The sequence below is a fragment of the Desulforhopalus sp. genome (assembly GCA_030247675.1).
GTDB lineage: Bacteria > Desulfobacterota > Desulfobulbia > Desulfobulbales > Desulfocapsaceae > Desulforhopalus_A.
Genome location: JAOTRX010000018.1, coordinates 1 through 4586, shown reverse-complemented (window position 1 = coordinate 4586; position 4586 = coordinate 1). Strand labels below are relative to the sequence as shown.

Sequence of the window (4586 nt, the reverse complement as noted above, 5' to 3'; positions counted from 1 at the left end):
TGCGACCAACAAACGCCTGGATGTTAGAGGCAATGACCTTCCCAGCGGTATAAGCCGCCCGTTTGGTGAGCAACGAGCCAAGCTGGACAATCATGATAACGCCTTTGTCTTGCTCAAGGCGGCTGATAAAACGGTTTTCTTTGGCCTGGCCAAGAATTTGTCCGACATTGCCACTGGTTAATTCCGTCAGTGCCACACGTAGCGAAGAGGCCACCTTTGAATGGTAGTCGGCTGTCGAAGCGATAATCCTTCGTAAATCCATGGCAAGCTGTCGGGCTCGTGGGGTGTCAATACCTTCGATTCTTTCTTTCAGCTTCTCAAGATCTGCATGACTGATATTATTTTTGACATCGTTGAGATTGAACTCCGGTATTCTTTTATTTGCTTCGGCCAGCAGGATAAGGGCCTGTACCACTACCAGGCTGATTTCGTAGGCAACGGAAAAGAAATAAGGCTCCCTGCCTACCGCAACACCGGCGGTAATATGGGCCACTATTTCTTCGATCATATAGTAATGAGAGAGGGGGTTAAGAACTGCACTGTACTGGGGAAAGACAGGGGTAAGCAGCATTAAATCCTCTTGCCTGTCGGTATCGAGAGCCACCTGTACTATTTTGGAGAAAAGTTCGTTGTCGCCCTTGGGGTCGATGACAACCACTGAATACCCCTTGCGAATGTCCTGCTCAATGATTCCTTCCATAGTGCGGGTCTTCCCCACCCTGGTTGTCCCGAAACACCAGAAATGCCCTTTGCGGTCATTATCAGGGAAGCCAAGCGGTATCATCTTGTCTGGATGGTCCAGGTGAAAGCCATCGCCTATTTGGGTATACGACGCTTTTGGCTTTTTTCTCCAGATCAAGATTTTTTACCCACCGCGATCTTTCCTACCGTAACCTCTATATGCTCATGCAATTCCCTCGATGCAGTCAAGATTACCTGTTTTGGTAAACGCCCGCTGGCTTCAACAAAACTCTTATGACCGACATACCGCTTGACGCAATAGAGAGTTATCTCTGTGGCTGTGCCAAGCTGCTCTCTTAGTAAAGCAGTCACCAGATTCTTTGAAACACGATCGACGACCACCTTGACCCGGGTGATCCCGCGCACTTTTACAGAGTCCACCCGTCGCAGATGAAATGCTCGTCTTTGGCCAACGGCCAACATATTTCGTTCATGCATGCCGACACGATTCAAAGGACACTCGGCTATGATCGCCAGGCCTTTTTCAATCTCGATCTCCACCAGGAAACCATCATGGTTTTTACGGATAATGTCCCCCCATCGCAGCTCATGTTCCAATTGTTTATAGCGAGCCACTTCATGCAGGCAAGCAATCTTGGTGAAATTCTGGTCAAGTGCCCTCTGGAGAGTGTTCCAGCCCCGCACGGAGACAAGATCAAGCTGATTTTGCAAAGGAATACCTGACTGCTTGGCATAGTGCAGTGCCTGCAGGTAGTCGTCACCAAACAGGACAACCGTACCTGTCCCATACCAACGAGACAGCATAGTCGAAAAGGTCTTCTCGATCTCGGCCACAACCTGACCTCGGCTGAGGCCATATTTATCGACGAAGGAATTGATGATTTCGTTGTATTGGGTCTGCATATTTGCCGGATGTTATTTTTCCCTCCTATTATCTCTTTCCGGCCATGTATGCTTTTTTGAGGAATTATTTTCATTTTTTATGCAAAAAAAGTGAAATTTTCTCAAGGATTTAACATGAACAATTATTTTCTTGATTTCTTTCAGGAAAGGATATTTATTTGCAGTATAATTCCACTTAATTTAATTAAGTAATCCCTTCCGGGAAAATAACTGAGGCTTCATGGTATTTTTTAAAATATTTCGATGAATGACCCAGTGATTTTTGTACCTGCCATATGATCTCTGCAAGAAAAGTTTAATCACATTTGTGAACCTCTTTTTTGGATGATTTTGGATATGGCCACCCCTGACAAGACGACAATATTGTTTTTCTGATTTCATTGTCCTCTTCGTCAACTTTCCCAAACCCCTTTTTTTCATCAACAAGACAAATCCGTCCGGACAAATCCCATACAGGAAAAGTTTAATCGCATTTGCGAACCTCTCTTTGGTGGATAAATCCGTTTGATTTCTTTTGTCGTTGATTCCCCATAACACATTGCACATAGCAATAGAGCAACACCCCACCCCATCAACGGGAGAAAAACAACTCTCCCTCCATGGGCATAGTTGTCTTCTCCCACAATCCACAAGATTAAAGGAGAACAACCATGTCAACACTCACAGCAAAGATTCACGAAATCAACGAATTGATCAGAAGTTTTGGCCGCAATGCCGTGCAGGAAATTAAAATGAAAGACAAGGACGGTAAAGTGATTGGTCAAATTCGCTATGGCTATAAACCGCAATATGTATTTGACGCAGTCAATCAAATCATAGGACCGGAAAACTGGCGTTATGAACTGATTAAGGAAGAGATTTTTGATAATCAGGTTGTTGCAGAGGTGACGTTATTTTTGAAAACCGATACCGATGAATGGCTTTGCAAAGGATCACACAAAGGACAGATGAATATAGTGAAAGGCAATGTTGGCGATGCAGAGAAAGGAGCAATTACCGATGCACTTCAGAAATGTCTCTCCCTTTGCTCTATCGGACAAGATTCATATCGTGGCTTACTTGAGACTGTTTACAATTCACGCAGCCCACAAGCGCCAACGAGACAATCTCTTCCGAAACGCACCCCGCAATCTCAGCCAATTCTTCCACCAAAAACTGAAGTGACGCAACCTACATTACCACCAACTACAGAGACTCAACCAGCTCCTCCAGAACCTACCAATTCTGCTTCCCTGCCCAAGATTGACGGTATCACATACGAACATCATGACAGTATTATTATCGCAATGGGCAAAGTCTTTGATAAAAAAGAGCTATTAAAAGCGGTAGGATTCAAATGGAATAAAGATCAGAAAAACTGGTACAAAGACCTGACAACCCATTAAGCTGACCCTAACATAAGCTAGTTACAGCGTTTTTACCCACCCAACGAGGGAGCAACACTCTTCCCTCAAGGGAAATCCGTGTGTTCTCCCCGCAAATTTTTCATTTCTAAGGAGAAACATCATGGATATCAAAAACACACTGCTCACTGGGTTACAAAAATTTGCAAAACAACACACCCTCACCACCTTGGGAGATCGAAGCAGCTACCTTGGCGCATCTGATATTGGATACTGCCCACGAAAGGTAATTCTTGATCGATTACATCCCGCCGAACATGACCTGGCCACATTGCTCCGTTTCCAAAGAGGACACATGGCCGAGGATATTGTCGCAAACGCAATGACCGCCGCAGGCTTTAATAATTTCGACCGACAGGTTGAGGCTATTGCCAGCGGTAATACTCCCATCAGGTGCCACATTGATTTTGTTTTCAATGCACCGAAACTGAAAGCCGTGCTCGAAGTCAAATCGGTTAGCGCCATTCCTGACGGGCCGTATAGCTCCTGGGAATCTCAACTGTACATGCAGATGGGAGCGTTAAAAGAACAATTTCCTGATTACACGGTCAAAGGTGCAGTTCTGGCCATTGATTTAGGAAGCGGTGATATTGGATTTTTCAACGGCTACAAGCCAGATGAGATTTTGTACAAAGGATTGAAAGACCGGGCGACGTCAATTTGGACAGATTATCAGTTCATGATACTCGGCCACCCAAAAAATCCACCAACTGACCCCAGCCCGCTCTGCGGATATTGTAATCATTTGACCACCTGTCCCAGGTTTGCAGCCAAAGAGGTTCCTGATCTGGAAGACTGTGTCACCGAATTACGATCTTTGCTGGAACAGGGCAAGGTATTGGACAAACAGATTGAACCGATGAAGGCCAATTTACTTTCAATAGTGAATCACGCCGGACATTCAATCAAAGTAAACAACACCATCCTTTCCAAAGCAGTTCGGACGCGACAACATACTGATACCGGACGCTTAACAGCATTTTTGGCGGAGATGGGGCATACGATGCAAGAATTTCAAGAATCAAGCTCGTATTCATACCTGGATATTAAAACCGCCAAGACGACAATCCCAAAAATCCAAAAAGCAGCATAAACCAACAACCCATCAAGGAGAACAACATCATGAACAAAGCAATGGTAATCGGCAACTTAGGCAATGACCCAGAAATTCGTTACACTCAGAAAGGTACTGCTGTGGCAACTTTTTCTATCGCTACTACTGAAAGGTGGAAGGATGCAGACGGAGTACAACAGGAGCATACCGAGTGGCACAAAATTGTAGCTTGGAAGGGACTAGCCGAAATTTGCGGAGATCACCTCAAGAAAGGCTCGAAAGTCTATATTGAAGGCAAGATACAAACCAGAAAGTGGGAAGAGAACGGTAATATTCGTTACACCACTGAGATTATTGCCAAGAGCATGGAAATGCTTGGTGGCAAAAACTTTGATAAGGAACCTGCCTCGTCTTCTGCTACTCATGGAAATAATGGTGATAACCCACCATTGCCGGGCGAGGAAGTTCCGTTTTAATCTGACGTAAAAACCAGTTCACCCACCAGGGGCAAAACATCCCCTGCC

General features: G+C 45.0%; 5 protein-coding genes. 3 read left to right on the top strand and 2 right to left on the bottom strand.

Annotation, left to right across the window (positions count from 1 at the left end; translation table 11 throughout):
* Both OEL83_21055 and OEL83_21050 read right to left on the bottom strand, forming a co-directional pair.
* On the bottom strand, positions 1 to 700 hold a 700-nt coding region (locus OEL83_21055), incomplete at its 3' end, for a type IV secretory system conjugative DNA transfer family protein (GenBank protein ID MDK9709534.1).
* A gap of 155 nt (positions 701 to 855) precedes the next feature.
* Entirely contained in the window at positions 856 to 1605 is a 750-nt protein-coding gene (locus tag OEL83_21050; GenBank protein MDK9709533.1) for a hypothetical protein, read from the bottom strand.
* A gap of 650 nt (positions 1606 to 2255) precedes the next feature.
* On the opposite strand from OEL83_21050, the gene OEL83_21045 reads away from it, so the two are divergent.
* The 3 genes from OEL83_21045 to OEL83_21035 all read left to right on the top strand — a co-directional run bounded on the left by OEL83_21045 (position 2256) and on the right by OEL83_21035 (position 4538).
* Positions 2256 to 2990: a hypothetical protein gene (locus OEL83_21045; protein ID MDK9709532.1), complete on the top strand. Its 735-nt coding sequence runs from the start codon at positions 2256 to 2258 to the stop codon at positions 2988 to 2990.
* A gap of 121 nt (positions 2991 to 3111) precedes the next feature.
* Positions 3112 to 4101 (top strand): hypothetical protein, encoded by a 990-nt coding sequence (locus tag OEL83_21040; protein ID MDK9709531.1) that lies wholly within the window; start codon positions 3112 to 3114, stop codon positions 4099 to 4101.
* A 26-nt stretch (positions 4102 to 4127) separates the two neighbouring features.
* Positions 4128 to 4538, top strand: coding sequence for a single-stranded DNA-binding protein (locus OEL83_21035; GenBank protein ID MDK9709530.1), 411 nt, complete (start codon positions 4128 to 4130; stop codon positions 4536 to 4538).
* Positions 4539 to 4586 lie beyond the last annotated feature (48 nt).